Source organism: Mucilaginibacter ginsenosidivorax (assembly GCF_007971525.1).
In the GTDB taxonomy this organism is placed as follows: Bacteria; Bacteroidota; Bacteroidia; order Sphingobacteriales; family Sphingobacteriaceae; genus Mucilaginibacter; species Mucilaginibacter ginsenosidivorax.
In genome coordinates this window covers 5,309,415-5,334,591 of record NZ_CP042437.1, presented here as the reverse complement: position 1 = coordinate 5,334,591, position 25,177 = coordinate 5,309,415, and the positions used below count along the sequence as shown (strand labels likewise).

The following is a 25,177-nucleotide window of genomic DNA, read 5'->3' as shown; positions in this document are numbered from 1 at the left end:
TATTATCTGACGCCAACACTAAGGCCAAAGGTAAACGTACGGGGTACCGGGTAAGCCGAGTAATCAAGGCCCTGGCCCAAGGCCGAAGCCGGGTTACCATTCGCGTCAGTACTCACTTCAGGATTGGCCCCTTTGTATTTACTGAACACGAATGCTTGCTGAACACTCGTGTAGAGCCGCACATTCTTAACATATTTATTATCGGCCAGAGGAATGGTATAACCCAGTGTTATGTTTTTAATGGTAAAGAAACTGCCGCTTTGTATAAAATGACTTGATGACCAGGCACGTTCATCCGCCGTTGAACCGGTTGTTTTACCATACTTCCCTGCACCTGGGTTTTCAGGCGAGCGCCATCTGTATTTTACATCTTTTAAAACATTAAATACACCATCAAGGTTAGTAGTCCCTTCGTCCAGAAGGCTCATGATCTTATTGCCGTAAGAACCTGAGCCTACGATACTCAGGTCAAAGTTTTTATAAACGAAATTATTGGTAATACCATAAGTAAATTTCGGGAATGGATTACCGATAACGGTACGGTCATCATTATCCCCGCCATAAGTGATCACTCCGTCTCCGTTTACGTCCCTGTACTTTATCGTACCAACCTGCGAGTCAACACTTTTAGGAGAATTGTCAAAATCAGCCTGGTTTTTATAAACACCATCCTGTATCAAACCATAAAGCTGACCTATCCGGCCCCCTACTTTAGTGATTGTATGATCTCCGTAAATGCGGTCACTCAACCCGGACAATGCCAATACTTTATTGTCGCTGAAGGCGATATTGAAGCTGCTGTTCCATTTGAACGCGCCGGTCAGGTTGCTGGAGTTTACAGAAAACTCGTGGCCCCAGAACTGTAATTCCCCGACATTACTGATAAAGTTGGAGAAACCCGATTCTTGGGCGACAGGAAGATTAAAGAGCAAATGGGTTGTTCTCTTATTATAATAGTCATAGGTAAACGTGATCCGGTTGTTAAAAACCGCCAGGTCAAGTCCTGCGTCGAATTGTTTAGTAGTTTCCCAGCCAAGATTACGATTACCTATTGAAGTAACCGCGGTGCCGCTGGCGACTGTTGAACCGAATATGGCATTTGATGAATTGATATTGGCATATTGCGTATAGTTACCGATATTGTTATTCCCTGTCACACCATAACTGCTGCGGAACTTCAGCAAGGAAACCTGGCTGATATTTTGCATAAAGCTTTCGTCAGATACGTTCCAGCCAACCGAGACAGACGGAAAATTACCATATTTATTATCCGACCCGAAGCGCGACGAACCATCACGGCGTAATGCCGCTGATAATAAATACCTTCCCTTGTAATTATAGGTCATCCTTGATAAGTAGGAAAGCAGGTTATATTGCTGGATATCCTGGTAAGTATTTGTCCTGTCGATATTGACCGCGGATTGAATAACATGGATCCTGTCATCGGGATAATTGGTTCCCCTGATCTGGCTATAATTAGACTGTGTCTTTTGAACCGTGAATCCGCCAAGCAACTCAAAGGTATGATCCCCGAAAGTCCTTTTATATGTAGCTATATTTTCATTTAACCAGGAAGTGTAGCGATTATTGGATTCAAAACCACTTGCTGTTACCGGGGGCAGGGAGGCAAAAGACTTTGAAGCGGTAGACGGGTTAAAATTATCGTAGGCAGACTGGCCGAGATCTATATTAATGCTCGATTTGAGTGTTAAGCCTTTTATGGGCTGATATTGGATGTAGGCGTTCGATAATAAGCGTGTAGTTTTGGTTACATTCTCAATTTGCTGGATGGCATTGATCCAGTTCGGCGTTGGAAACACCCCGTTTGCGTTATTGGTAAGCGACCCATCGGGGTTATATATGGGTAATGTAGGCCATGTCAGCAGGGCATTATTGATCAGGCCGCCCCCTTGATAAAACAGCCCGTCTGTGGCCGGCGCGTTATTAATCACATAACTTGGGGCCAGGTTAAAGCCCAATTTAATATTATTGGTCAGATTGTAATCGTTATTGGCCCGCAATGAAAACCGCTTATAGTTTGAATTGAGCAATACGCCGTCCTGGTTAAAAAAGCTGCCCGTCACAGAAGAACTCGACCTTTCGGTACCGGTATTTACAGTAAGACTATAATTCTCAATTATAGCGCTGCGCAACATGGCGGCATACCAGTCGTAACCCTTGCCGTATTGTGAGGGATTCTGAAAAGCCGCGGGTACCGGCTGACCCAGATCTTCAAAAGATTCTTTTTTAAACTCTGCAAATTCCGTGGCATCCATCATATCCGGCCTGCCTTTCTGGGGCACCTTTTGCAGCCCTACGTAGCTGTTGAAGAGAATGTCGGTTTTGCCATTTTTTCCATGCTTCGTGGTGATCAGGACCACCCCGTTGGCCGCGCGTGAACCGTATAATGAAGTTGAAGCGGCATCTTTCAGTACGCTGATCGTTTCGATCTCGTCCGCGTTTATACTGCTGATATCTCCTGTTATCGGAAACCCGTCGACAACATACAACGGATCACTACCCGCGGAGATCGAAGCAGCACCCCTGATCCGCACCTGAATACCCTGTCCGGGCTTTCCGGTTGCCTGGCTGATCTGAACACCTGCCAATTTACCCTGCAGCTTTTGCGTTACCTGTGCTGCCGGTATATCCTGCAGTTCCTTTGCACTGACTGTCTGTAAGGAACCGGTAGATGTTCGTTGGGTGGTGTTACCATAGGCGACTACGACCACCGCGTCCAGGATCTTCGACTCCTCTGTTAACTGAATGTCGATCGTTGTTTTGCCGCTAATAACAATTTCACGTTTGATATAACCGATATAGGTAAATACCAGGGTACCCTCTCCCTGAGCGGCGCTGATGCTATACTTGCCTTTTGCATCAGTAGATGTAGAAATGGTGCTCCCTTTTAAACTCACGGTCACCCCTGCAAGTGGCTCTCCTTTCTGCGTGCTTACCTGTCCTGAGATCCTGATTGATGTCTGCGCTTTCGCAAGGCCTGAAATTGTTAAAAGGACAATTAAAAAAAAGCCAGCCTTATTACCTGTCCATGTAGGTAGATATTTTGTGATTGATTTCATTTCTGTTTAAAATTGGATAAGGTCAGTGCCGGTTGTTTGCGAAATAAGGGTACATAGGCTATCAACAGGCATTTTCAATGAGTAATTTTGTTTCATAAGATTTATTAGGTTAAAATTGTCCGAAGCAAGTATTGCCTGGGATTAAAAAACACAATTGGTTATAATTCAAAATTATTCGAATAGAATCCCACAAAAAGGCCTATTTTGATAAAACAGTTGTACAAAATGATAAATGGAGATTTTTATTTCTTAATCGGTTGATTTTGACTTTTATTTGTATTTTAAACACTTATTGACAGCGAAAAAATAGCTGCGACTTAAGCTGCAGCGGTGAGCAGTCCAATTAAAAACCATTTTGCCATTATGACCAATTATTGCAAATACTTACCCGTCAACCAGGATGATGAAGCATGGGGGTTAACCGTCCTTAATACCGGTTTTACACACATTCCCAAATCAACGGTCTATCCAAGTAAAGACCATCCCTCAAATTATTATTTTACCTGGAAAAATGGCCGGGTATTACACGAATACCAGATCATCTATATCACGCAGGGCTCGGGCACCTTCGAATCAGAACATTGTAAGCTCACACAAGTTCAAGAAGGCACTATTATTCTGCTTTTTCCGAATGAACGGCATCGTTACAAGCCTGATTCAACTACCGGCTGGGATGAGTACTGGATTGGACTAAAAGGGCAGATCATGGAAAACTTCATATTAAATAAATTTTTCAGCGTTCAAAAACCAATATTGAATATCGGGCTTAAAGACACTCTTTTTGATTTGTTTACAGAAATTATTGATATTACAAAAGGCGAAAAACCCGGATATCAACCGCTTATAGCGGGCGCCTCCGTACATTTGCTCGGCACTATCCACGCAGAACTAAAAAAGGCATCATTCCAGGGCGAGAATAATATACAGGCAATTATGGATAAAGCCCGCTTTCTGATGCGCGATCATATGAACCAGCACGTTACGCCGGAGGAAATCGCTGAAGAATTGAAAGTTGGCTATTCATGGTTCAGGAAAACCTTTAAACAGTATACCGGCATGGCACCGAATCAGTACCTCATACAGTTGAAGATCCAACAATCAAAAGAACTTTTGTTAGTTCCGGAAAACTCCGTTAAAAGTGTAGCCTATCGTTTAAATTTTGAATCGGTGACTTATTTCTCAAAATTATTTAAGATGAAGACAGGCCTTACTCCGGTTGATTACCGGAGCATCGGCTTAAAGAAATATGATTGAAACAGGCTGCCTTTCCCTCTATATTTACTGGATTATAGGCACTATAGTGAAAAGCAATCCACCCGCGGTATAGAGCCAACCAGGCCTTATCGCTACCATACGGGTGGATATTTAATTTGTATCTTTCAGCTTATTGCTGGAGCGTAAGTTCAATTACCGGAATCTCATAGTTCGGTTTCTTTGCCGGTAAAGTTACTTCCAGGTCATCTTCGTTAATTTCTTTGTATAAAAGCTCCGAGCTGTCATTCAAAAACTGCGCGTATTTGATCTTGCCTTTGTAACCCGGCAGTATCAGTTTCCCGTGCGGATAGCTAAACAACTGCACATACAATTTACCGGCGGCTTTGTTGTAAGTAAGTTTGGTTCCTTCAGGTATTTTATAGGTATCAGGAGCGTAAGTACAATTGTAAATAGATTTACTGTTGGCATGCATCCAGTAAGCCAAACTATCCAGCGCATTGGTAGCGCGGTAATCAAACTCGCCGCGCGCGGTTGGCCCAACGTTCAGGATCAGGTTGCCGCCATTACTTACCGAAGTAATTAACAGGTCAAGCAATTGACGGTGGGTTTTCCAGGTATTTTCATCACGGTAGTATCCCCATGAGCCGGAAAAGGTTTGGCAGGTTTCCCAGGTTTTGCCACGGTATTTAGCCAGTTCGGCAGTGCTTACCTGTTCGGGAGTTTCAAAATCGGCGCCGTCTTTATATTCTTCCAGGTTCAGGCGGTTATCTACAATAATACCCGGCTGTAACTTCCTGATCAATTTAAGCAACTCAACTGAACCCCATTCGTCTTTACCTTTGCCATGCCCATCTTTACGGGGGAATGAGAAATCAAGCCAAAGGATATCGATCTTACCGTATTTGGTTAACAACTCGGTGATCTGATCGCGCATGTACTGGCGGTATTTGGCCATATCACGTCCTTTGTTCAGTTTAGCGTATGATGCATCACTTTTATCAGCAGGAGATTGCGGATGGATCTCATCAATAGTATATTGCGGGTGGTGCCAGTCTAACAGCGAATAATAAAAGCCCACTTTTAAACCCTGAGCGCGGAAAGCGTTTACATATTCACGTACCAGGTCGCGTTTGGCTTTAGTATTTGGAGCTTTATAATCAGTAAATTTTGAATCGAACAGGCAAAAACCTTCGTGGTGCTTGGTGGTTAGCACGGCATATTTCATACCGGCTGCTTTGGCTTGTTTAGCCCATTTTTGCGGATCGAACAGGTCGGGGTTAAACTGATCGAAATATTTCTGATAACCGGCATTGTCAATTTTTTCATTGTGCTTTACCCATTCGTGGCGGGCGGCCTGCGAGTACAGTCCCCAGTGAATGAACATACCAAAGCGGTCGTCCTTCCACCATTCCATGCGTTTATCTTTTTGGGCATCGGTTTCGGTGCCTATCATTTTTTGTGCAAATACCGATGGGGCCATCAGCAATACAAACATCAGCAGTAATTGTAATTTCTTTAGCATAATTTATATTATCTGTTATAAAATTATAGGCTTTCGCGAATAATCGTTTTCGTTTTTTATTTGTTGTTCTGATTAAAATGGCTCACCAATAGCTTCAGTGCCGCCTTGCTCACAGCTAACACCGTACCATGTCGGATACCTTCGGGCAGCTTCAATTGGTTGGATACATCTGTCCAGTTCTTTAGATCTGCAGACTTAACAGCCCCATATTGATGGTCTGTATACTTATCAAAATAAACCACCCATTCATTATCTATCTTAACTGCGGTTGGTCCTTCTGCCCAGTATTTACCAGTTATCGGTTCAGAGGCATTACTATAATCCTTTGTAAGGTATTTGCTAAATGCTACGCGAATATTCTTTTCGGTTACCGGCTTTTTGGTTTCGTTTTTCAGGAACATCACATAACGGTTGCCATCTTTTTGAATGGTGGCATCAATTACATTAAAACCGGGGTCGTACAACAGGCATGCCTTGGTGTAGGTTTTAAAGTCCCGCGTTGAAACATAATAGATCCGGTGATTTTTTTCCCCTTCTTCATCAGTTTCAGGAAACCTGCCGGGGATGGTTGTCGCCCAGTAGATCATGTAACTTTGATCAGCCTGGTTATAAATGATCTCAGGAGCCCAGCAATTCTGCGCCAACGGTTCGTGCGCCATCACCGGTATGAACTGCTGTTCCGACCAATGGATCATATCCGGGGATGAAGCATAACCTATCCCCCGTTCTTTCCAACTCACCGTCCACACCATGTGGAAAAGTCCGTCAGGTCCTTTAATGACACAGGGATCACGCATGAGCCTATCCACTCCGACTTTAGGTTTTAAAACGGAACTGTCCTGATTTAAAGCAGCCCATTTCAGGCCGTCATAACTATAGGCAAGATGCAGCCCATCTTCACCGTTATTTTTAAAATAAGTGAAGATATAGGCTCCTTCTCCTGTATTTTGAGCTTTTACCGGAGCCGCCAAACTTGTTAGTAAAAGAAATCCCAACGCAGTTATACTGTAACGTAAGGCTTTTTTTAATTTAAAGTTCATGTCTTTTTTAGGTTAGTGTTTGATCAATTTGCTTTTAAGGGAGCAATTGAACTCTTGGGTTGCATGGCTGCTTTTATGCCCCATTTCAAATCAGGTTTATCCTGAAGGTAAACATCGAGCCGTCCCCCATTGATAATGTTCTTGTAAGAGATGTAATTATTGCTGATGTTCTTCCCGTTCCACTTCACCGCATAGATATAGCCTGCGTTGTTTACCCTTTTATGCGTATTGATGCGGAAGGTTTTGCCATTGCCTAAATGCATGGAAACGCTGCCGAAAATAGGAGAACTGAGCAAATACTCGCCCGATACCGGGTTTAAAGGATATAAGCCGATAGATGCGAAGATATACCAGGCCGACATTTGCCCCGCATCATCATTACCACTTAAGCCCCCCGGCCCATCGCCATATTCTGTAGCCAGTATTTCGCGCACGCGTTGCTGGGTTTTCCATGGGGCGGACGTAAAGTTATACATAAAAGGGATCTGATGCCCGGGCTCGTTGCCATGCCAGTATTCATTTTTGATAAAAATACTATCCAGCGCGGCCTCTAATTTTGAGCGCCCGCCCATAAGACCGGCCAGACCAGTAACATCCTGCGGTACATAGAACGTATACTGCCGCGGTGTGCCTTCAGTAATGTAATAAGCTTTATTATCCGGTTTAAAATCGCCGGTCCAGCTGCCATCTGCATGGCGCCCCCTCACCATACCCTTGTTTTGATCAAATACATTACGATAATAACCTGCCCGGCCGGCCAACACCTTATAATCTCCCGTTTTACCCATTTTTGCGGCCATCATGGCAACCGCGTAATCATCATAAGCATATTCCAGCGTACGGCTTACCTGTTCTTTTTTATGAAAAGCATCCGGCACACTGTCTTCTACAGGTATATAATGGTATTTCAGGTAGCTGTCCAACGCCCGCCGCCCTTTTCCTTCGGCGTAATCTGCCTTGTTTGCCGGTGTATCAAAAGCGTTTTTCCTGATCAGTCGGTAGGCCTCCGCAGCGTTAAAATTCCCGATCCCCTTTAAATAAGCGGATGCTATGACCGAACTGCTATGGTCGCCGATCATTTCAGAAGTATAACTGTTCCAGCAGGGGAATATGGGTAACCAGCCGCCTTGCTGCCCCTTAAGGATAAAAGAGTTTACAACATCATTGATCAATGAAGGCTTCAGCAATTCAAACAAGGGTAAATGCGCCCGGTAAACATCCCACAACGAAAAATCATCATAGTAATTACCTTTCTTCAGCCGTCCGATTTTATTAGCCGACGCGAATTCCGGGTAAGAACCATCCACATCATTATACAGGCGTGGCTGTTGCATGGCATGATAAAGGGATGTATAAAATATGCGTTTATCCTTTTCAATAGCGGTATTCAGACCGATCTGTGACAGTGCTTTTTGCCATTTGGCTTTGCCTGCAGCCACAACCGGCCCTGGTTTCCAGCCGGGAATTTCCGCATCCAAGTTTTTCCGTGCGCCTGATATACTGCTGAATGAGGTACCTACCTTCATACAGATGCTTTCACCGGCCTTCAATTTAAACCCGAGGTATACGCCGATATTTTTTTTGTTGCTGATAGTAGCATTGTGATAAAGGGTATCACTGGCGAACGAACCAGAACTACCGGCCGCTTTTTCCATCCTTGCGACAAAATAGCCTTTAAAACCGGCCTCTTTCCCCCAGCCCTGGTAAATGCGATGCACCGGGTTGTACGCCTCAACTTCTCCACGGCCAGGATCTACTTTAACAAAACCCTCATTATAATCGCTGTTGGGGCTTATCAGCAGGTAAACGCTGTCGGCCCTCAGGGCTGTAACCTTTATTATAGCGCAACGCGGTGTTGAGGTAACAGCAACCTTTAAACCATAGTTATTCAGATCGATACGATAATAATAGGGAGACGAATACTCGTCTGTATGGTTGAATTTTACCGCATAATCAGTTGCCAGCGTTCTCAGCCTGCTACTAACAGGCATAATTGTAAAACTCCCGTAGTCCTGGGTGCAGGAACCGCTTAACCAGTGGCTGGCCCTGATCCCGCTAAAATAGTTATCACTATACCGGTAAGGGGCTATACATTTATTCTCAGACGTTTGGGTTTGCGGGCTCCACTGCGTCATAGCGAAAGGAGTGGTAACCGCAGGTATGGTATTAGCAAATAATTCGGTTCCGCTGCCATGCTTAAGCGCGGCCGGTGTAGTCGCGGCACCGCTGCCAGCCATTGGCTGTACGTATTTAACCAGGTCCTGCGCATTGGCACTATAGTTAAACAGCCAAAATACAACTACCCATATCCTGCAATTATATTTGATATTCATTCGCCACGTTTAAGGAGTTATTTATTGTTAATTTCGACTGATTTATCTCCTGCGGGAATGACCAGGTCTGCGGTCCTTAGCTGCGTGACTTTTCTATAAACAAGAACAGGAACGGCGGCTGATAAAGGTACTTCGATCTTTTTTAAATCCAACCCGCTGACATCGTCAAAAACCATAGCCGGGCGAAAGTCATCCTGCTTTAAAGTTATTTTAAAATCGCTGATATGGATACCAGAGGCGTGCCTGGTGTACAAACCCCAGGAAGGCAACTCCCCGAACATCGTAAACTCAGGATACCCCGCAGGGTTTTCAATTACATGAGACAGTGAATCTGTAGGGATAAAAGCAATCTCCTTTCTGGCATTGCCGCCATACATAATTTCGATATTTTTCAGGGTAACATTTTGTACCAGGTGGTCCGGCAAACCGGTTATAGATGCCGGCACGAGGTTATGCGGCGCTACCTTTGGCGGCGGCCCCTCAACCGGGTAACCAATATCTGGTTTGGCGTTAGGCACATCGGCCTTTACATCATCAATCAAAATATTATTTATCGTACTGTACCTTTCATCTTTATTACGATGCCCAAGGCGGATAAAAATGGCATTACCGATGTTTTTGCCCTTAACGTGGCTGATGTTGACATCTGTGAGATAAGCGCCATCTACGGTTTCCAGGGCAATGGCCGAACGGTAAGTATCGAACACGACAAGATTGCGGACGCGGATATTTTTAAATCCGCCAACCGAGCCGGTACCCAGTTTAAACCCGCTGGCGCTCGAACGCAGTATGCAATTCTCAACGATAATATTTTCGCAGCTTTTCCCGGTACTTTCTGATTTTAGGCAGATCGCATCATCCGCGGCATTAAAATAGCTGTTGGTTATTTTTACGTTCTTTGAATCAACGATATCTATACCATCGTTGTTCCAGTAAGCGGTACTCTGTACCTTCATGCTGTCAATATCCACGCCATCGCAATCATTGTAACTTTGCACCCAGGCAGCCGAATTTTTGATGGTAATATTATTGACTTTTACTTGTTTGCAGCCTTTAAATAAGATGATCATCGGGCGACTGTTTTCTCCCGGGCGCTTAAGCAGCCATTCCCTGTCCTGCATTTTGCCTTCACGTAAAAGCAACAAAACATTTTCAACCAGCTCGCGTCCCTGCCCGTCTATAATCCCCTTGCCCGTTATGGAGACGTTATGCTGACCTACAGCGGAGATAAGCGGCTTGCCGCTTACACCGTAGTCCAGGCGTTTGGTACTGCCCAGCAGCAGGGCGTCGTCATCCAAATGCAGGTCAACGCCGCTTTTAAGTTCGAGGGGGCCGGTAATAAAATTACCCGGTGGAATGATAACCCTCCCTCCTTTCTTCGCTGCAGCATCTATCGTTTTTTGAATAGCGGCGGTATTATTATAGGTCAGGCTCATTTTTGCACCGTAATGCAAAATATTAAAATCCTGTTGTGCAAAACTGTTCAGCCCCGTACAAACAAGCAGCAAAGTAGATAATTGTCTTTTTATCATATTTATAGATAGCGTATTTACAATGTCCCTTAAATAATGAGCGGGCCGGTTCAATGCCCTGAACCGGCCCGCTTGGATTGGGGTATTAATTAATAGCCTGGGTTTTGCGGAAAGGCAGCGCGGTTCAGATCAATAACCGCCTGCGGAATAGGCCTTAGAACATGAATGGCTTTTAAAGCGTTCGCGGCTTTGGCTTCGTCATTATAAGCCAGCGTACGGCGCACCAGTGTACCTGTTCTCTTCAGCTCAAACCACCTGAACTCTTCTCCGGTCAACTCCCTTAGCCTTTCATCCAGTATATCATCAATGGTTAAGGTACTTACCTGCATCTCTGTGGCATAGGAGATACCTGTATCAGGATTGTTTCCCGGTTTAGCCGCCCTTGCACGTATGGCATTGAAATATTGAAGGGCCTTTGCCGTATTACCCGCTTTCAGATAAGCCTCGGCTGCGATCAGGTAGGTCTCCGCCAAGCGAAACACATAAGTATCCCTGGCTCCGCCAAAGTCAACATAAGCGGTAACAAAAGGATCCCGGAATTTTTTAAACTGCGGGTAAGAGCGCAGCCCGGCAGAAAAAGGAGATGTCCGGTATTCATCCGGGTTGATCACGATATATTTTTTAGCCGCTTTCTGTTCAGGCGTAAACGCGACAGCAGGATAATATAAAAGCGTATCGCCAACCGTGTAAGATTTGTTGTTGAACGAACCAGCCACCTGTACGTACACTACGTCATAAACATTAGCCAGGTAACGGCTGTCTCGGTTTTTATCGAAATTACTGAACCAATACGGATCAAGGGCCGATGAATTATTGGTTTTCCCATAAAAAGTACTGCGCCCGATCAACCCTGTATTTTGAGTATCCCACATAAAATACTGCTGTAACGAATTACCGCTCTGTTGTGATACACTACCATTTTGCTGAACCGTGAAAGCATTGGTAACAGTGTTTGTGCTGTACTGTACGGAAAAGATCACCTCCGGGTTAACCTGGAAATTGGCTATCGAGGGATCAAACAAATCAGCATACTTCGTTTTCAAACTGTAGTTGCCGGAATTAATGACCGCTTCCGACGTAGTGGCAGCCAGCTGAAAATCGGCTTCGCCGCTACCATAACTTTTATATCCCCTTGTAAGGTAGACTTTAGCTAACAGGTGCTGCGCAAAGCCTTTGGTTACCCGTCCAAAGTCAGAAGTTGTCGCCGGCAGTGTTCCTACAGCATCTGTTAAATCCTGTATGATCTGGTTGTATACTTCCTTTTCCGGCGTCCGGGTAAAAACCAGGTTAATGCTGGTTGTGCGGGTTAACACCAAAGGCACGTCGCCAAAGGTTTCTGTAAGCAGATAATAATAATAGGCTCTGAGCGCTTTTGCCTCAGCAACCCGAATATTAATCGTTGCGGTACTGCCGTCTTTTACCTGGGTAGCCCAATAAAGCGTATTATTGGCTATATTGATAGCATAATATAATTGCCTCAAGTAGCTATCCACATCGCCATTGGTAGAATTAAGGTTATTATTATATAAATTTTCGCCGTTCGCGTCATTGATACTCGGTGTCGAAAATGCATCAGTCCCCAGGTAGTAGAGCCCCGTAAAATTGACAATACCTCTTAACGGGGCATAATTTGAACGGGCGAGATCTTCGAAACCAGAAAACGTGTTATAATAGGTTTCAGCGGTGCGGCTTTGGGGGTTATATTCATCCGTGTATTTTTTACACGCGGTAATGCTGAGCAGCGCGATGGCTAAAGTGAGCATCACGTATTTTTTATTGATATATTTCATAACAGGTTATGTTAAATAATGATCGATTATAGCGTTAAATTCAAACCGAGGATAAAGGTGCGCGTACGAAAGTCTTGGTTAAGCGCTGAACTACCACTTGGGTTTTCGGGATCCCATCCTATGAACTTGCTAAATATAAAAGGGTTAAAGGCATCAACATATACCCTTAGGTTGCTGATCTTGACCTTACTTAAGATACTTTTGGGAATGGTGTACCCTAATGTGATATTACTTATTTTGGTGTAAGAGGAGTTTTGAAACTGAGCTATCGTGTTTGCCGGGTCAGAAGAATTTACGGCTTTATTTGACCACTGGTTGCTTGGATTAGTGGGCGTCCAATAGCTTCTGTCAAATGCCCCAAAACGCGCCCGGTTTTGATCGCCGTTTAACAGTTGTTCCAGAAACACACTATTTTCATAGGTACCCTGCCTGGTATATACCGTAAAGCTAAAATCAAAATTTGCGTAATTAATTGTGCTGGTAACTCCGCCAAACCAATTGGGAATACTACTGCCTAATATTTGCCTGTCATTAGTTGCATCAATTTTACCATCATTATTTATATCCTGAATTTTATACTGTCCTGGCTTGGCACCATACACGGCGGCTTGCTGAGCCTCGCTGGTTTGCCATACGCCTATAATTTTATAATTATAGATTTCCCTTACCTTGTAACCTAAAAACCATGCATTACCGATATCATTTTTACCGTCTCCGTATAATTGCACAATTTTATTATAGTTAGCGGCGAAATTAAAGTTAGTCGTCCAGCTGAACTTACCGCTGCTGACATTGACCGTGTTTAAACCAATCTCAATACCCTGGTTTCTGACTGAACCCAGGTTTGTTGTCTGGCTCGAATAACCGTTTTCGGGGGGAACCTGCTGATTAAGTATGGATCCTTTTGAGGTTTTACGATATAAATTTACATCTAAACCAATGCGGTTTTTCCATAAGCCTAATTCTACGCCGGCATTATACTCATCTGTCTTTTCCCATGTAAGGCTTTGGTTACCAAAGTTTGGCGCAAATCCATTGGCTGCGACGCCATTGAAATCATAGGGTGATTGCCCAACAGTTGCCTGTGTAGCGTAAGGGCCTACGGACGATGCATTACCCGACTTTCCATAGCTCAAACGGAACTTCAGTAAATCAAGCACCTGGATATTTTTTAAAAAGGACTCTTCGCTGGCAATCCATGCAAAGGAGCCGGATGGAAAGTATCCCCATTTATGCCCCGGTGCAAACACCGAATTGGCATCAGCCCTGAAGGTTGCTGTAAAAAGATACCTGTTATTGAATGTGTAGTTAGCCCTTCCGAAGTAGGAAGTAAGATTTTGCTGCGAATAACCGCTTCCAACTGTCGTTATAGGAGCAATCGCGTTCCCATTTATGGTAATTGTTGTTGCAGAACCCAGATTGTACCATAAAGAACGGTATGGTAAGCCTTGTGCTGAAATAGAAGAAAAGTCCTGCTGGTGGTATTCAAAAGTGTTACCCAATGTAACATCAAACTTATGCCTTCCTATAGCCGCATTATATACCAACAGGTTTTCCCAGGTATAATTAATATACTGATTGGTACTGCTCTGCCCCAGTGCCGGTTTTGTACCGGCCTGCTGCTTGGTAAAGGTATCATCATATTGTCCCTGTCGCTGAAAGGTAAGATCGGGGCTGAACGAGGTACGGATCTTTAAGCCTTTCATCAGGTTGGCTTCCGCATAAATATTGGGTAGTACGTGTACGTATTGCTGCTGCCTTATCTCGTTATTAAATTCAAACAGTGGATTGGTGATCTGCGTTTCGCTTTCATAGGCAAAAAAGCGGGGGCTGCCATCAGCATTATATGCGCTACCCGTTGGACGCAGCCTGTAAGCAGAACGAAAAACCTCAGCACTGCCCAGGTGGTTATTGACGAAAGTGGAGTAAACAGAAGCACCTGCTCTGAATGTATTATTTATAGTTTTATCCAGGCCTGCTTTAAGGGTATATTTTTTGGAATCTTCTGCTTTGGTAGTTCCTTGATAAAGCTGATAACCCGCCGAGGTAAAATAGGTAGTTTTATCATCGCCGCCCGTTATAGAAATATTATGATTGGACTGAGATCCATTTCGTTTGATGAGATCTATCCAGTTTGTGTAAGTCCCGTTTTGGATATTTGTTAATTCCGTCGCCGAAAATAATTTACTATCCGGGATAGGCGTAGCCGGGTAGCCAGCCTGTGCGTTGAAGAAATCGCGTACGTAGTTTACAAAAGTAGGACCATCCATGACCGGAGGAAGGTGATATGGGTTTACAATGCCGGTATAGCCGGTATAAATTATCTTGGAACTTCCCTTCGCTCCTCTCTTTGTTGTGATCAACACCACCCCATTAGCGCCACGTGATCCATATATAGCGGTTGAGGATGCGTCTTTTAATATATCTATCCTCTCGATATCCGCGGGATTGATGTCATTGGCCGGGTTTGACGGGCTGCCATTAACCGCGACCGGAACGCCGTCTATAACATACAAGGGCTGCGTATTACCGGTGATCGAGTTTGCTCCCCTGATCTCAATGGTAAAATCTGATCCTGGTTTACCCGAGCCCCTTTTAATATCCACACCAGCTATCCGTCCCTGCATAGCATCCTGTGTACCCGTTGCATTTGCCCTGGCTATTTCGTCGGCCTGTATGGAGCTTACCGTACCAGTAAGGTCAATTTTCTTCTTGGTGCCGTAACCGATAACCACCACTTCGCTGAGTGCCTTTGAATCGGCCGTCAGTTTGATAGTTAATGGCGACGCGCCGCTTATCGGTGTTTCAAGCGTCGAATAACCGATATATTTAAAAACGAGTATATCACTTGCCTTCGCAACTGTGAGGGAAAAATTACCGTTGATATCGGTTACTGTACCACTATTGGTACCTTTGACACTTACGCTCACACCAACAAGCGGCTGATTTTTTTCATCAACTACCTTACCGCTGATCTTAAGATCCTGCACACCGGGTTGAGCAACAACCGGATCTTCAGCCGGCTGCAGGTTCGTGAGGATGATCTTATTTTTAAACACCTCATAATTGATATTGTATCTCAAAAGTAATTGATCCAGCACATCCTTGAGGTTTTGATCGTTAAATGCCGCGGATATCTTTTCCTTGCTTTGAATGATATCCTGGTTATAAACGAACTGTACCTGATGTTTTTTGGCCAAAACTTTCAGCACTTCAACCAATGTCTTATCTTCAACGGTTAAAGTGATTTTTTTATCCAAAATGGTTTGTGCTGAAGTAGGCCTTGCATAGCTAATGCCAGTCATCAGCGTAATGATCAATAACTGGCTAAATGTAATCCTCATGATCTTGCACCAGAAATGGGAATTAAGTAAACAATAATTCATAAATTTGACATGATTGTATTTTGTGAAAAAAATATAATAAGAGCCCTGTCACCAATTTTATTGATGCGATCCATTGGGCTTGAAAATCCAGGTACAGGAGTGTGACAGCACTCTTGTACCCTTATTGAAAAAGGTGCTGATGCTACGTTGGGTAATGGTTTCTCATAATTTCGAATTGATTTTAAATTAATTGGTTTTCTTTAGTACGATGAGATCGTTGGTGACCTCGTAGTTGAGTTTCATGGAAGCTTTGAGCACTTCAAGAACTTCGGGCAGGTTCAGGCCCGTTAGATCAGCAGTCATTACAGCCTTATTCAGCACTTCATTCTGGATTTTAATATGAGCATCAAATTTCCGGTTCAATACATCCACAATTTCCGTAAGCCTGGCATTCTCAAATGAAAGGTCGATATGTTTATAAATATTAAGCGCTGATATGTCTGCCTGCCTGCTTGCTGTAAGCAAATCGGTATTTTTAGAATAAACAACCTCTTCTTTAGGCAACAGCATCACCTCTCCTGCCGCGAGCTTCGCTCCCGACCGGTCAGCATCACTTCCTTTTTTACTCACCGAAACCTTACCTGTAATAACGGTTACTATAGCAGTAGCTATGTTTTTCATATCGAGCACCCGGAAACTGGTGCCCCATACCTTGGTTACAATGTGCTCACTGCTGATGATAAAAGGACGCCTGGCATTTTTTGTTACCTCAAAAAAGCATTCACCCTGCATGGTAACGTTACGCGACGCAGCCCTGAATACTTTAGGATAGCTGAGGCTAGCTTCAGGACTAAGCCAAACTACGCTGCTATCTGGCAGCAGCTGTTTGATAATATTTTTAGTGCGGTTGGTAATGACCATATCCGCAGCAGCGGTCTCAATGAATTTAGCCGGGGCCAATAAGGTGTCAATAATGATAACTTTGGCAAACACCAACAAAACAGCAGCAGCGGCAATCTTCAGCCACCTGCTTTTATACAACGGCTTGATAACCGATTTTGGAGTATTAACATTATCCCGGCGGGAAATAGCATTGAACATCCGGCGTTTAAGTTGTTCTTTCTTGTCCTCCGGCAAATTTTCCGTAAAACCGGGTTCATTTTCATGCAACTCAAACCAATTATCGATCGCCTGCTTTTCTTCAGATGTACAGGTACCGTCAAGATACTTATCCAATAATTCGGACAATTGATGTTCGTTCATAATTAACGCGGGTTTATTTTGGCTTATAATAGCAAGTCGGGGAAATGTGGGCAAACCCTTGCTCTGCCGAAAAAAAATTATTTTATTAAAAAAGCCACTACCAATAACAGCAGTTCACCCATTCCAACACGGAGGCGCTGCAACGCTTTGGTGAGATGACCTTCAACCGTTTTTTCAGATATATGGAGAATTTCGGCTATTTCTTTATTGGTTTTATATTGCAACCGGCTCAGTTCATATACACTTTTGCACTTGGGAGGAAGTGTACAGATCAGATCATCGAGATATTTTTTAAGATCATTGACAAAAATGCGCTCTTCTGTTGAGTTATCAATATGCAAATTATACTTACTGGCTGTAATAAAAGAATTTTGAACCAACTGACGGCGATATTGATCAATGACGCTATACTTCGCTGAGGTAAACAAATAATTCATGAGGCCGGTTGTAAACTCCAGCACTTCGCGCCGGTCCCAAAGCCTGATGAATATCTCCTGCACAATCTCCTCGCACGATTCGGCGTTGTTTAGCCGCTTATAGGCATAATCGAACAGTCGGTCCCAGTATCTGCTATAAATTTTCTCAAAAGCAATACTGTTGCCTTGTTTTAGGAGAAAAACAAGTTCATCGTCTGTAACACTACTGATATCACCCATCGCCTATGAGTATTGCTTGTCAAATAATTAATGAGGGATTGGTTAGAAATGACTAAAGTAATAGAAAAATTACAAATTCCGAAAATGCAGCATATTTAATAATCAACAATACATTAGGAGTATTGCGTATATCATTTCAACTTAAAAACAGGCTTCTTTGAACACCTGATGACAATAAGCTTTTGGGGTTCAACGCACCTGTCAACACAGCCCGGTGCTCTGAGGCATAAGGACTGTCCTAATCAAAACTGCTACGATATGCAGGTGAAAAGTGCATCAGGACCATTCTCGGGCAATTATCCCGTCATCAGCTTTATTTATACTATTTTTAATTGTTTTACTAATTGCTGATTAATGTTAAGCCATATAAATAGTTCGATTAAAATTATTGTATCGCCCTCGCACACAGCCTGTAACGTTTTCGTACACATGATTTTTAATTTCTTAAATAAATATCTGATTATCAACCATATAATCAATGGCACGAACTTCGTACCTCCTAATCATTAACTTGTTACAACATGGTCAATAATTTTAAATTTGCTTATCGCAACCTGGTCAGGACTAAAGTTTTCTCTGTCATCAATATTTGCGGATTGTCTATAAGCCTGACCGCATTCATTTTAATGTCCCTGTATATCGAAAATGAATTAAATTATGACCGGTTCAATTCAAAAGCAAATCATATTTACCGGGTCGTTGACGATAAAAAAACAAATGCGCTTACCCAACACGGTGCAGGCTCACCCGGTCCCCTGGCGCCGGCTCTTTTAAATGATTTCCCTCAAATAAAACAAGCGGCACGCATTATCAGTGCAGAATCGCTGGTTAAATATCATGATAAGCTTTTCGAAGAACGCCGCGTATATTTTGCCGACCCGGCTATCTTTCAGATCTTTGATTTTCAGGTAGTTAACGGCGATGCAAAGACAGCACTTCAGGCACCGATGAGCGTGGTCATAACGCAAACAACCGCTGAGAAATATTTTGGCAAGAGAGATCCTTTGGGCGAAACGCTTCTATTCGACGGTAAAAACATGAAGGTTACGGGTGTGGTAAAAGATGTTCCCGCGAACGCTCATTATACTTTCGACATACTGATATCCATGGCAACGGCGCAGCAAAAGGATTCAGGATACGACTGGCTTTTCACAAACTGGTATTCCAATAATTTCTATACGTATGTGCTACTGCCTGAAAACTATGCGCCATCAAAACTTGCTTTGCAATTTGAATCATTTGCGGAAAGAAATAAAGCCAATACCGCTGAAACGAAACATCATTACAGTTTGGAGAAACTAACTGATATTTACCTGCATAGCGATCGTGAAAATCAGGTAGGAAAAACCGGCAGCATTACCAACCTTTATGTATTTTCAGTCATAGCGGTATTTATTCTTTTGATAGCCTGCATCAATTTTATCAATTTATCCACCGCCCGTGCTGCTGAACGGGCAAAAGAAGTCGCCATCAAAAAAGTAAATGGCGTCAGCCGGGCACAACTTATTGCGCAGTTTTTCGTCGAATCATTCATGATGGCAGGTATAGCGCTTTTGATAAGCACCTTATGTTCTTATTTGTTATTAGAGGCCTTCAATGATTTTGCAGGAAAACAAATAGTTTTCGACTTGTTGAAGCCACTGCACCTTACCGTGCTCGGCTTGATTCTGCTGGTCGTTGGTACATTTTCAGGATTTTATCCGGCCTTCGTACTTTCGGGATTTGATCCGGTGAACGCTCTTAAAGGAAATTTAAAAGTATCATTGTGGAGTATCGCCATCAGAAAAGGCCTGGTTGTATTTCAGTTCTCCGTTTCTATTATTTTGATTATCAGTAGCCTGATCGTTTATAATCAGTTGAACTTTATGCAAAAGCATGAACTGGGTTATAATCCGTCGCAAACGATGGTCATTAATTTTGAAGGCGACAGCAGAGTTCAATCTCAATATCAATTGCTCAGCAACGAGCTTATGAGCATTAAAGGCGTTAAAAATATAACAGCCTCATCTGCTGTTCCCGGTGACTTAAGTTCAGGGGGATGGTCGATGGACTTTGCAAAAAGAACAGGAGATACGATCCATGCCGAAATACCAATTTATCTTACCGACCTGAATTTTTTAATGCAATACCATATTCCAATGGTTGCAGGAAGAGCCTTGTCTGCACAATTCGTATCAGACACAACAGAATCGATGATCATTAATGAAAGCGCTCTTCGGAAATTGGGTTTTAAAAACGCAGAAGAAGCGATAGGAACCAAGGTGGGTATGTACCCAAATGACGCGAAGATCGTGGGTATTTACAAGGATTTTCATTTTCAATCTCTCCAAAAACCGATTGAACCACTGGCCATTCGATTCATGCCTAATAAGTTCAGGGTATTCTCTGTAGAATTAAATAGCGCTGATATCCAAAAGACAGTTTCTGATATCTCAGCTCTCTGGAAAAAGATGGTTCCTCAACGGCCCCTGGAATATAGTTTCCTGAACGAAACATTTAATAAACAATATGAATCAGAAGTGAAGTTCGGACAAATATTCGCCGTATTCACCATGCTCGCTGTAGCCATTGCCTGCTTCGGCCTGTTCGGGCTGGCCTTGTTTAGTGTTAAACAACGCCAAAAAGAAATAGGAATACGTAAAGTATTAGGGGCTTCCGTCGCACAGATCATGGCGTTACTGTCCGGAGATTTTGTAAAACTTGTCATGATAGCTACATTGATCGCAACGCCGATTGCCCTATACTTAATGAGCGGTTGGACGCAGACATTTGCATACCGTGCAGTATTCAGTTGGTGGATATTTGTTTCCGGAGGCTTAATAGCTTCATTGATCGCCATCTGTACTATCAGTTACCAATCGATCAGGGCAGCCTTTGCTAATCCTGTAAAAAGTTTACGGAGCGAATAAAGAAGCCCTTCACTGATATCAAAAAACATGACAGCATCACCAAAAAGGATGAGGCGGTCTATCCGCTGTAGCTTCGTCGAAAGATGCCGTTACATTACTGATGCTAAATATATCTGAAAAAATCTTTTGACGTTGACGCCGGATATTGTAGCGTACGCTTTATGGAGAAGCGGGCACAAAGCAATACTAACCGTTAACTATAGTAATAAACAGGATTTTTTAGGATTGACAACTATATAAGCAAATCAGGGTGATTGTTGTAAATCATGCCCTTATGCCCTACAACTACATATGTCGCGTTCGAAGAAATCATCAAAAATCAAGTAGTTTCATATTTTATGAAAAGAGCAACCAAGGCAAATTGTGGGTAAAGGATACATTCTTACCTTATAGCCTTAAAGAAAATGTAAAGTGCAATACCAATAGTATTTTAATTAGTATTGCACCTCATGTAAAGTTATTAAACTAACACAGTTCCACCATCAATCAAAAGAGATTGGCCCGTACCATGTTTTTGTTTCATCAGGTAAATAAACCCTTCTGCAACATCTTCCGCTTCGCCAACTCTTTTAACCAGTAAAGCGTCACCAACACCTTTGTAAAGATTTTCACGATCTGCTTCGGGCATGCTGTCCCATAGCGGAGTCTTAATTACGCCGGGAACTACACAGTTTACCCTTACCGGTGCAAGTTCAACCGCCATGGCGCGTACAAAACCTTCCATAGCACCACAAATACTTGAAGCAACTGACCATCCTGCTCCGGGGCGTGCGCTTGCAGTGCCGCTGGTTAAAGATATGGACCCGCATGCATTGATGAACGGTGCGCCATATTTTACTGCTGCAAATGGCCCCCAAAAACGTAAAGTGAAGAAATCACGTGCCTGTGCTATATTCGTAGCATCGATCGTATTAAGTGTCAGGTTTTCACCGGCACAATACACCAGGTGATCAAAGTGGCCTGCTTTATTAAAAAAATCACGGATATTTTCTTCTTTACTCAGGTCAACGGCTTGTCCTTCGGTACCCGATGGCAGCACCTTTAATGCTTCACCTATCTTTTGTTGATTGCTGGATACAATCAATACATTTGCGCCATCTTTAGCCGCTGCTTTGGCTGTTGCCAGACCAATACCTGAACTGCCTCCTAAAATGATCACTTTTTTACCTTGCAAATTCATAATTTCTAATTTTATATCTATCAGTAATATTTGATTAACAATACAAAGGTACCGCTGAAAAAGAGCGTTCATTTGTGATAATCAAAGCATTACTTGCAAAATTCAAACCGCTGGTTAATCATCATAAGTATTATTGGATTTTAGCAGTTAACTGGTATAGGATATAGGATCTCAATTAATGATCCGGAATGTAAATTTTACCTGTTGGCGTGTTTTTTTTCTTTATGGTTAATACCGCCAGGATGATACAGCAGGCATTAAGTATGGATAGCAAAAGAAAAGCATTCATATAACTTAACAGATAAGTTTGCCGGACCACAGTTTGTTCTAATATAGCTAATGCCTGCTGAGTTGCCGTTAAACAGGTAGCGCCATGGTCAATCAGTTTTTTTACTGCAAATGATAATCGGGCATTCGTGGCAGGATCTGTCGCCATGATGTGCGAAACCAAAGCATTACGGTTAGCCGCAGCCCTATGGGAAATAAAAGTGTTGATCAGCGCTATACCAAAAGAGCCTCCGAGTTGCCGCATCATATTACTTAGCGCTGCGCCTTGCGGAATGTCAGCTGGCTTCAGTTCAGATACAGCCAGCGCCGTTAACGGGACAATGAGTAATGACGCACCGGTACCGCGCAAAAGTAAAGGGATAAAAAAGTTGCCCCCCCCGATGAAAGATCAGACCTGGACATCATGAATCCAAAAAGGGCAGTCAAACCGAATCCGCCTATGATAAGATATTGCGGGCGAACCCCCAGTTGCATCAGTTTCCCCAAAAAGGGTGAGATCATAGCGGCCAGCAGTGTTCCCGGCAATAACATGGTACCTGTTTGAAAAGCTGAGTATCCCAGGATACGCTGAGCGTACAACGGAAAAACAAACACTGCACTAAATAACCCAAAGCCTAACGTAAAAGTCATAATAGCCGAAAGTGATAAGGTGGTGTTTTTTAGCACCCTTAAATTAATCACCGGATGAGGTGTTCGCAATTCATGCCAGATTAAAGCCATTATGCTGAGTCCCGAAAGTATTGTTAATGCTATGATATAACGGGCTGCGAACCAGTCATCGGTTTCACCTCTTTCCAATATGATTTGTAAGGAGCCAATCCCCAGGCTCAGCAATACAATTCCCAACCAATCTATGGGCTTGTTGTTTTCAGGCCTGGCTGTTGGCCGCAGAAAAATTGCGCAGAAAACTATCGCCACGATGCCGATGGGAACATTTACATAAAAAATCCAGGGCCAGGTCATGTTGTCTACTATGTATCCGCCTAAAACAGGCCCAATGGACGGGCCGATGATTACTCCGAGACTAAATATACCGCTTGCAAGACCCCGCTCTTTTACAGAAAACGTTTCAAATAATATGGATTGGGATGTGGATAACAACGCTCCGCCGCCAAGCCCCTGAATAAAACGAAAGAGCACCAATTCCCACAAACCATGTGAAAATCCGCACATGGCTGAAGCTGCGGTGAATAATACAATAGAGCCGATATAATATTCTTTCCTGCCAATCTTTTCTGCTAAAAAGCTCGTCATTGGGATGACGATCACATTTGCTATGGCATAAGAAGTAATTACCCAGGCCGTGTCTTCTAATGACTCGCCCAAATTGCCGCTCATGGTATTGACCGAAACATTTACAATAGTTGTATCGATCAGTTCAATAATAGTAGAGATGATAATGGTAATCACGATGATCCATTTTCTAAAACCGGTTTCCATAAAGTAATAATTATAATAATTAGTGCAGAAATGGCAGGTTCAATCCGGCCAGTTTTGCAACGTGCGGCCGTTTACCCCCGCCACGGACAGATCATATAGTATGGGACCTTCTGGTACGGATACAACAGGAGAATAGGACTTCCAGCTGATGTAATTTTTAAAAGCTCTGAAATTGTTATTAATATACAAAAGCCGGTACCGTCCTCAAAGGAGTTTCTCAAAGGCTGTATTCCTGTTCAGAAATGATCAGACTATAATCAAGTAGGGCAAATGTGGTATTGTGTTAATGCCGGAGTCGATATTTACATCGGCGGTGTCGAACGCTGCCCAGCCAATACGCACTATACTTATCAGCATTAAAACATGTGTAATAACAAATACAGTCATAATTAAAATATTAAAAAAGTTCTGTTTGACCATGCAAAAATACATCTGCTACATAGGCGCGGCCTGTATGATTGAAACCAATCCATGCAAAAATCAAACACATAATATGAATGGAAACAATCAATACAGGGCGCATTGATTGATCCTGAATTTAAACTATTAATCGCCCCTAAAGCCGGATGGTGAGTAATGCGTTTGCTTTTTGAAAAAATTATTGAAGTGTGCCGGATCTTCGAATCCAAGGCTGTAGCCAATCTCAGAAATATTCCAGTTGGTATGTTTGAGCAGTGATTTCGCTTCGCTCACCAGTCTCTCAGCAATTAAATGAGTGGTGGTTTTCCCGGTAGTCTCCCTGACAGCCCGGTTCAGGTGATTGACATGGACTGCAAGTTGAGCAGCGAAGTCGCTGGCCGAACGCATGCTAAACCGCTGGGAGGGCTGTTCTATCGGAAACTGCCGTTCCAGCAGCTCCGTAAATACAGCCGTTATGCGGGCTTTGGCATTCGGATGCTGATATAAACTATCGGCAGGTGTGAATTTCAAAGCGAAATGTGCCAACTCAGAAATATAATTTTTAAGCAGGTCATATTTCAAGGCATAATCAGAACTGATCTCGGAAAGCATCCGGAGATAAATTTCACTAACCTGCCTATCCTGTTCTACATTAAGTAAATAGGCAGGTTTTCCGCTTGGTGAATACATCGGTAACCGGTTAAAACCATTCCGATTATTTTCAGTAAGAAAAGCTTTGGAAAAAATACAGAAGAACCCCGGTTGTATGCCGGACAACGATTCAAGTGTGTATGGCACATGTGGATTAAAGAACATCAAAGTTGAACCGGACACTTTTAAACTTTTATCGGCATAATGAAAAATATGCTCGCCCCTGATCAGACTTATCTTATAAAAGTCTTTTCGGCTGTAGGGCACCTGCCCCGCGTCAGGGCGGTTATAGTGTTCCGTCCTGAACACATTAAAATGTCCGGTATCCTGCAGTAGGTTAAAAGGCTTATAACCGAATTTGTATTTATAAAACTCTTCAAGTGTTTGCGTTTTCATTATTGTGATGTTTATTTTGGCAACTTGCGGCACGATATTTAATCACGCAGGATTGCCGTCATTACAAAATATATCAATTTCTGAAGTTATTCCGTACTTTGGAAAAGCAGCGCCAAATGCCATTCCAACCTACTCTTCAATATTTCCTGATCCAAAA

The 25,177-nt window shown here is 43.1% G+C and carries 16 protein-coding genes; 2 read left to right on the top strand and 14 right to left on the bottom strand.

The window, feature by feature from the left end:
• Nucleotides 1-2: 2 nt before the first annotated feature.
• Complete coding sequence (locus FSB76_RS22340; RefSeq protein ID WP_147057301.1) at nucleotides 3-3,080, bottom strand: SusC/RagA family TonB-linked outer membrane protein; 3,078 nt, start codon at nucleotides 3,078-3,080, stop codon at nucleotides 3-5.
• Between the two features lie 363 nt (nucleotides 3,081-3,443).
• On the opposite strand from FSB76_RS22340, the gene FSB76_RS22335 reads away from it, so the two are divergent.
• A complete protein-coding gene (locus FSB76_RS22335; RefSeq protein WP_147057300.1) occupies nucleotides 3,444-4,334 on the top strand; it encodes an AraC family transcriptional regulator in 891 nt (296 codons plus the stop codon).
• 130 nt (nucleotides 4,335-4,464) lie between these two features.
• On the opposite strand, the gene FSB76_RS22330 is transcribed toward FSB76_RS22335, so the two are convergent.
• The 8 genes from FSB76_RS22330 to FSB76_RS22295 all read right to left on the bottom strand — a co-directional run bounded on the left by FSB76_RS22330 (nucleotide 4,465) and on the right by FSB76_RS22295 (nucleotide 17,757).
• Nucleotides 4,465-5,817 (bottom strand): alpha-L-fucosidase, encoded by a 1,353-nt coding sequence (locus FSB76_RS22330; RefSeq protein WP_147057298.1) that lies wholly within the window; start codon nucleotides 5,815-5,817, stop codon nucleotides 4,465-4,467.
• 56 nt (nucleotides 5,818-5,873) lie between these two features.
• The gene (locus FSB76_RS22325) at nucleotides 5,874-6,857 is read right to left on the bottom strand and encodes a glycoside hydrolase family 43 protein (protein ID WP_147057296.1); all 984 of its coding nucleotides are present in this window, start codon (nucleotides 6,855-6,857) and stop codon (nucleotides 5,874-5,876) included.
• Between the two features lie 23 nt (nucleotides 6,858-6,880).
• Nucleotides 6,881-9,190: a GH92 family glycosyl hydrolase gene (locus FSB76_RS22320; RefSeq protein WP_147057294.1), complete on the bottom strand. Its 2,310-nt coding sequence runs from the start codon at nucleotides 9,188-9,190 to the stop codon at nucleotides 6,881-6,883.
• A gap of 17 nt (nucleotides 9,191-9,207) precedes the next feature.
• On the bottom strand, nucleotides 9,208-10,722 hold the full coding sequence (locus tag FSB76_RS22315; protein WP_147057292.1) for a glycoside hydrolase family 28 protein: 1,515 nt from the start codon (nucleotides 10,720-10,722) through the stop codon (nucleotides 9,208-9,210).
• A gap of 89 nt (nucleotides 10,723-10,811) precedes the next feature.
• On the bottom strand, nucleotides 10,812-12,512 hold the full coding sequence (locus tag FSB76_RS22310; RefSeq protein WP_147057290.1) for a RagB/SusD family nutrient uptake outer membrane protein: 1,701 nt from the start codon (nucleotides 12,510-12,512) through the stop codon (nucleotides 10,812-10,814).
• A gap of 26 nt (nucleotides 12,513-12,538) precedes the next feature.
• Complete coding sequence (locus FSB76_RS22305; RefSeq protein WP_158642953.1) at nucleotides 12,539-15,856, bottom strand: SusC/RagA family TonB-linked outer membrane protein; 3,318 nt, start codon at nucleotides 15,854-15,856, stop codon at nucleotides 12,539-12,541.
• A gap of 228 nt (nucleotides 15,857-16,084) precedes the next feature.
• The gene (locus FSB76_RS22300) at nucleotides 16,085-17,101 is read right to left on the bottom strand and encodes a FecR family protein (protein WP_147057286.1); all 1,017 of its coding nucleotides are present in this window, start codon (nucleotides 17,099-17,101) and stop codon (nucleotides 16,085-16,087) included.
• A gap of 77 nt (nucleotides 17,102-17,178) precedes the next feature.
• Nucleotides 17,179-17,757 (bottom strand): RNA polymerase sigma-70 factor, encoded by a 579-nt coding sequence (locus FSB76_RS22295; protein ID WP_147057284.1) that lies wholly within the window; start codon nucleotides 17,755-17,757, stop codon nucleotides 17,179-17,181.
• A 521-nt stretch (nucleotides 17,758-18,278) separates the two neighbouring features.
• Here FSB76_RS22295 and FSB76_RS22290 point away from each other — a divergent pair.
• The gene (locus FSB76_RS22290; RefSeq protein ID WP_147057282.1) at nucleotides 18,279-20,666 is read left to right on the top strand and encodes an ABC transporter permease; all 2,388 of its coding nucleotides are present in this window, start codon (nucleotides 18,279-18,281) and stop codon (nucleotides 20,664-20,666) included.
• Between the two features lie 460 nt (nucleotides 20,667-21,126).
• On the opposite strand, the gene FSB76_RS22285 is transcribed toward FSB76_RS22290, so the two are convergent.
• From FSB76_RS22285 to FSB76_RS22275, 5 genes are all read right to left on the bottom strand, one after another.
• A complete protein-coding gene (locus FSB76_RS22285; RefSeq protein WP_147057280.1) occupies nucleotides 21,127-21,846 on the bottom strand; it encodes an SDR family oxidoreductase in 720 nt (239 codons plus the stop codon).
• Nucleotides 21,847-22,021: 175 nt separating this feature from the next.
• Nucleotides 22,022-22,381 carry a hypothetical protein gene (locus FSB76_RS32520; protein WP_225976275.1) on the bottom strand — a complete coding sequence of 120 codons (360 nt, stop codon included), beginning with the start codon at nucleotides 22,379-22,381 and terminating at the stop codon, nucleotides 22,022-22,024.
• 62 nt (nucleotides 22,382-22,443) lie between these two features.
• The gene (locus FSB76_RS22280; RefSeq protein ID WP_225976274.1) at nucleotides 22,444-23,574 is read right to left on the bottom strand and encodes a DHA2 family efflux MFS transporter permease subunit; all 1,131 of its coding nucleotides are present in this window, start codon (nucleotides 23,572-23,574) and stop codon (nucleotides 22,444-22,446) included.
• 246 nt (nucleotides 23,575-23,820) lie between these two features.
• A complete protein-coding gene (locus tag FSB76_RS32225) occupies nucleotides 23,821-23,961 on the bottom strand; it encodes a hypothetical protein (RefSeq protein WP_158642952.1) in 141 nt (46 codons plus the stop codon).
• 159 nt (nucleotides 23,962-24,120) lie between these two features.
• Nucleotides 24,121-25,020, bottom strand: a complete 900-nt coding sequence (locus tag FSB76_RS22275; RefSeq protein WP_225976273.1) for a helix-turn-helix domain-containing protein — start codon at nucleotides 25,018-25,020, stop codon at nucleotides 24,121-24,123.
• Between the last annotated feature and the right edge of the window lie 157 nt (nucleotides 25,021-25,177).

Coding starts and splice junctions, on each gene's coding strand:
- FSB76_RS22340 (WP_147057301.1), bottom strand. CDS start 3,080: ATGAAATCAATCACAAAATATCTACCTACATGGACAGGTAATAAGGCT.
- FSB76_RS22335 (WP_147057300.1), top strand. CDS start 3,444: ATGACCAATTATTGCAAATACTTACCCGTCAACCAGGATGATGAAGCA.
- FSB76_RS22330 (WP_147057298.1), bottom strand. CDS start 5,817: ATGCTAAAGAAATTACAATTACTGCTGATGTTTGTATTGCTGATGGCC.
- FSB76_RS22325 (WP_147057296.1), bottom strand. CDS start 6,857: ATGAACTTTAAATTAAAAAAAGCCTTACGTTACAGTATAACTGCGTTG.
- FSB76_RS22320 (WP_147057294.1), bottom strand. CDS start 9,190: ATGAATATCAAATATAATTGCAGGATATGGGTAGTTGTATTTTGGCTG.
- FSB76_RS22315 (WP_147057292.1), bottom strand. CDS start 10,722: ATGATAAAAAGACAATTATCTACTTTGCTGCTTGTTTGTACGGGGCTG.
- FSB76_RS22310 (WP_147057290.1), bottom strand. CDS start 12,512: ATGAAATATATCAATAAAAAATACGTGATGCTCACTTTAGCCATCGCG.
- FSB76_RS22305 (WP_158642953.1), bottom strand. CDS start 15,856: ATGAGGATTACATTTAGCCAGTTATTGATCATTACGCTGATGACTGGC.
- FSB76_RS22300 (WP_147057286.1), bottom strand. CDS start 17,101: ATGAACGAACATCAATTGTCCGAATTATTGGATAAGTATCTTGACGGT.
- FSB76_RS22295 (WP_147057284.1), bottom strand. CDS start 17,757: ATGGGTGATATCAGTAGTGTTACAGACGATGAACTTGTTTTTCTCCTA.
- FSB76_RS22290 (WP_147057282.1), top strand. CDS start 18,279: ATGGTCAATAATTTTAAATTTGCTTATCGCAACCTGGTCAGGACTAAA.
- FSB76_RS22285 (WP_147057280.1), bottom strand. CDS start 21,846: ATGAATTTGCAAGGTAAAAAAGTGATCATTTTAGGAGGCAGTTCAGGT.
- FSB76_RS32520 (WP_225976275.1), bottom strand. CDS start 22,381: ATGATGCGGCAACTCGGAGGCTCTTTTGGTATAGCGCTGATCAACACT.
- FSB76_RS22280 (WP_225976274.1), bottom strand. CDS start 23,574: ATGGAAACCGGTTTTAGAAAATGGATCATCGTGATTACCATTATCATC.
- FSB76_RS32225 (WP_158642952.1), bottom strand. CDS start 23,961: ATGACTGTATTTGTTATTACACATGTTTTAATGCTGATAAGTATAGTG.
- FSB76_RS22275 (WP_225976273.1), bottom strand. CDS start 25,020: ATGAAAACGCAAACACTTGAAGAGTTTTATAAATACAAATTCGGTTAT.